At 67.1% G+C, this 3,588-nt stretch carries 3 protein-coding genes; 2 read left to right on the top strand and 1 reads right to left on the bottom strand.

From position 1 onward, the window contains the following. Positions 1-520: oxygenase MpaB family protein (locus tag JWR61_RS27910; RefSeq protein ID WP_301930926.1), on the bottom strand; the 520-nt coding region annotated here is incomplete at its 3' end. Between the two features lie 129 nt (positions 521-649). On the opposite strand from JWR61_RS27910, the gene JWR61_RS27915 reads away from it, so the two are divergent. Both JWR61_RS27915 and JWR61_RS27920 read left to right on the top strand, forming a co-directional pair. Next, positions 650-1,432 (top strand): hypothetical protein, encoded by a 783-nt coding sequence (locus JWR61_RS27915; protein ID WP_301930927.1) that lies wholly within the window; start codon positions 650-652, stop codon positions 1,430-1,432. Positions 1,433-1,786: 354 nt separating this feature from the next. Beyond that, positions 1,787-3,373, top strand: coding sequence for a DNA polymerase Y family protein (locus tag JWR61_RS27920; protein ID WP_301930928.1), 1,587 nt, complete (start codon positions 1,787-1,789; stop codon positions 3,371-3,373). Positions 3,374-3,588 lie beyond the last annotated feature (215 nt).

Genomic DNA, 3,588 nt, shown 5'->3' on the forward strand with positions numbered 1-3,588 from the left:
CGTACTGGTCGGGGCCGCCGGGAATGGCGCCGCGTCCCCAGCGAAGCCGTGCGCCGAGGAACGCCTCGGTGAAGGCATCGTGCACCCAGCGCAGCAGCTCGGGATCGTTGGCGGCGTACTGCTTTTCGCTGCCCGCGGCATCGGTGTATGTGCCCGTGATGCGGGTGTGCATGCGGCTCACCATCGCTGAGCCGGCGGTCGCGGCATCCCTCGATCCGAAGGTTGTTGTCATGACCCAGCGAGCGGTTCCGTCGAGTCGCCCCATCGGGTCTTCGCGATAGCGGGACCAGTCGTGAACACCGGCCATGGCACCGGGGTGCAGGGTTTGCAGCAGAAGCGCACGGATGCCGGCAACCGAACCTGATGGGGCACCGTTGACATCCCAGACGGCGCTGCCTGGTCCGAAAAACCCTTCGTCTGCTCCGTTTTCCAGGGCGACCATCCATGCGGGGCGTTCGGCGGGCGGTCGGGAGCGGGTGAGAATTCGGCCGAGAATGCTGCGCCGGACGGGAGTCGACATTCCAGCAGTCTGCACCCGCAAGCTGGGGACAGGATGGGGTTGCGGGATGCCGCGGCAGCTGCTCTCCTGGCCCGCCCGACGATGTCATTGGTCATTGACAGTATCGAACGTATGTTCGAACATGGGGGTATGGCACCTGCGGCAGCAACACTGGAAACGGCGCGTCCCGTTGCCGATGAGGTGCGCGAGCTGCAGGAGCGCATCCGCTCGATGCAGGCGACCAAACTCGACAGCAGGCAGGTGCCGACGCAACCGGCAATCGCGGGGCTGCTCCCTGGCGGCGGTCTGAAGCAGGGGGCCACCTATTCCGTTGAGCAATCGGCAACCCTGATGATGGCACTGCTTGCCGGGCCATCGCAGGCGGGGTCATGGTGCGGGGTGGTTGGGGTTCCCGAGTTTGGGGTGGAGGCGGCATCCTCGTACGGGGTCGACCTGGAAAGGCTCGTCCTGGTTCCGAACCCGGGTGACCAGTGGCTTGCCGTCACGGCCGCGGTTGCTGACGTGCTCGGGGTCGTTGTCCTGCGGCCGCCCAAGCGCGCATCGGATGGCAACCTTTCCCGGCTGGCAGCCCGGCTGCGCCAGCGTGGATCAACCCTCATCGTGCTGGGTACCTGGCCGCAGAGCGAGGCAATGCTGAGCCTGTCCGAGAGCAGCTGGAGCGGGATCGGCGAGGGGCACGGGCATCTCGCCGCACGCCAGGTCACGATCACGGTGTCGACGCGGCTGGGTGGGCGACCGCGAAGCGCGCGGATGTGGTTGCCCGATCCCGAGCAGCGGTTTGCGCGGGTGGATGCTGGTGCTGGTGCTGGTGCTGGTTTCGGTGCTGGTGTTGGTGCTGGTGTTGGTGCGTGGGGTGGTGCCGAGGCGGGTGCGCCCGCCGTTGCGCGACCGCCCCTGCGCGCGGTGGGGTAGCCGCGAAGCCCGCCGTGAGGAATGCCTCAGCCAACGTGGCTTCCGCTCGCCACCTGTGCTCGCAGGAGCACCGGGAGCGCGCCATCCGGGCGCTTGCGGCGGAAGCGGGCGTGCGCGCTGGCCCGCTTCCGCCGAAACCGCCCGCCTTGCGAGGAGCAACGCATAATCGCCGGCAGAGGTATGCCACCACTCCGGGTCACCTGCGCCCTTTCTGCTTTTCGGAGCCCTGTTCCTTCTTCAACTGGCGGTCTGCATCTTCCTCGCAAGGCGATTTCACGTCGGCTCCTCCTCCACAATCGCCCTCGGCTGAAGGTTTTCCCCGACACGCCGCTCGCAATTGACACATTCGAACATATGTTCGAGTATGGGGAAATGAACCTTCCCATCCTGCGGAGCATGGTGCTCTGGATCCCGGATTGGCCCATCATTGCGGCCATCCGCTCCGGTGCTCTGCCGTCGGATGCGCCACTTGCGCTGATCGACAAGGGCAGCGTTTTTGCCTGTTCAGCGGCGGCGAGGGCGGAAGGGGTCAAGCGAGGGCTCCGCGTTCGCGAGGCGCAGGCACGGTGCACCGACCTCGTCGTGCAGCCGTATGAACAGCAGCTCGACCAGCGCACTTTCGAGACGGTTGTCACCGCCATCGAAGAGTTGATGACAGGGGTGCAGGTGGTTCGTCCCGGTATCTGCGCCATTCGTTCGCGGGGGCCAGCCGGCTACTACGGCGGAGAAAAACCCGCCGGGCTTGCGCTCATCGGGCTGCTTGATCAACTGGGTATCCCGGGTGCGCGGGTGGGAATTGCCGATGGTCCCTTTACGGCCGAACAGGCGGCACGCACAGCGACGGCGGGCCGCAGGGTGCGTATCGTGCCCGAGGGCGAGTCTGCCGCGTTCCTCGCTCCCCTGCCGGTCAGTTTGCTTGAAGCTCCAGCCCTCATCACCCTTCTCCGTCGCCTGGGCATTACCACCCTCGCCGACTTTGCTGCCCTGCCAGCAGACGATGTGCTCGGCCGGTTCGGTGAGGGCGGGGCCCACCTGCACGCCCTGTCCGGAGGCCTCGACAGCAGGCCCATCATCGCCAGGGTCGCGCCGGAAGAGCTGGACGTCTCGATCGGCTTCGAACCTCCGCTCGACCGCGTCGACCAGGTCACCTTCGGGGTGAGGGCACTCGCGGACGACTTCATCCAGGCCCTCGTGCGGGAGAGGCTCGTGTGCACCGCCATCCGCATCGAACTCGACACGGAGTCCGGCGATTACTCGGAGCGCAGCTGGCTCCACCCCCGTTCCTTCACTGCGGCGGATGTCGTCGATCGGGTTCGCTGGCAGCTGCAGGGCAGTGGTGAGGTTGATGCCGGTCTTCGCAGCGGGGTGAGCGCCGTGCGCATCGTGCCGGAGGCAGTGGACGCCATCGGCAACCATGAGGTTGGCCTCTTCGGCGCCGGAACAGACGAGCGCGTCCACTCCGGGCTTTCCCGGGTGCAGAGCATGCTCGGGCACGGCGGGGTGCTCACAGCGGTGCTCAGTGGCGGGCGTACGCTCGCTGATCGGCAGGTTACTGTGCCGTGGGGCGACCGCCCGCTGCTGACCCGCGCGCCCGCGCAGCCGTGGCCAGGGCAATTGCCGCAGCCCGCGCCATCCACTGTTTTTCCCGCTCCGCATCCTGTCCATGTGTTTGGGCCAGCTGGGGAGAGCGTGGAGGTCAGCGATCGAGGAGTGCTGTCTGCGGCGCCCGCACAGTTCTCTCCTGCGGCATCCGGGCGCGACCTGCGCCGCATCACCGCATGGGCAGGGCCATGGCCCGTGGTCGAGCGCTGGTGGGATGCCGACAACACCACGAAGGCAAACCGTTTCCAGGTGGTGGATGCCGCCGGCACAGCCTGGCTGCTCGTCCAGGAAACCACGGGGAGCGGCTCAAGCTGGTCGGCAGAGGCGCGGTACGACTGATGGGCTACAGCAATCCACCCATCCCCTGGTCCGAATTTGAACGTGCCCTCTCCAACGGTCGGCGGCCTCCCGCTGTTCCGCTGGGAGCCGACGGCGGCGACAGCCCCGCATGGTCAAACAAGCGCATGCCTTACGTGCCGACCGAGCTGGGGGATGCCGCGACAGAGGCAATCCCCTACGCCGAGTTGCACGCCCACTCCAACTTCAGCTTCCTC

It is taken from the genome of Ferruginibacter sp., assembly GCF_028288465.1.
GTDB lineage: Bacteria > Bacteroidota > Bacteroidia > Chitinophagales > Chitinophagaceae > Ferruginibacter.

Coding starts and splice junctions, on each gene's coding strand:
- JWR61_RS27915 (WP_301930927.1), top strand. CDS start 650: ATGGCACCTGCGGCAGCAACACTGGAAACGGCGCGTCCCGTTGCCGAT.
- JWR61_RS27920 (WP_301930928.1), top strand. CDS start 1,787: ATGTTCGAGTATGGGGAAATGAACCTTCCCATCCTGCGGAGCATGGTG.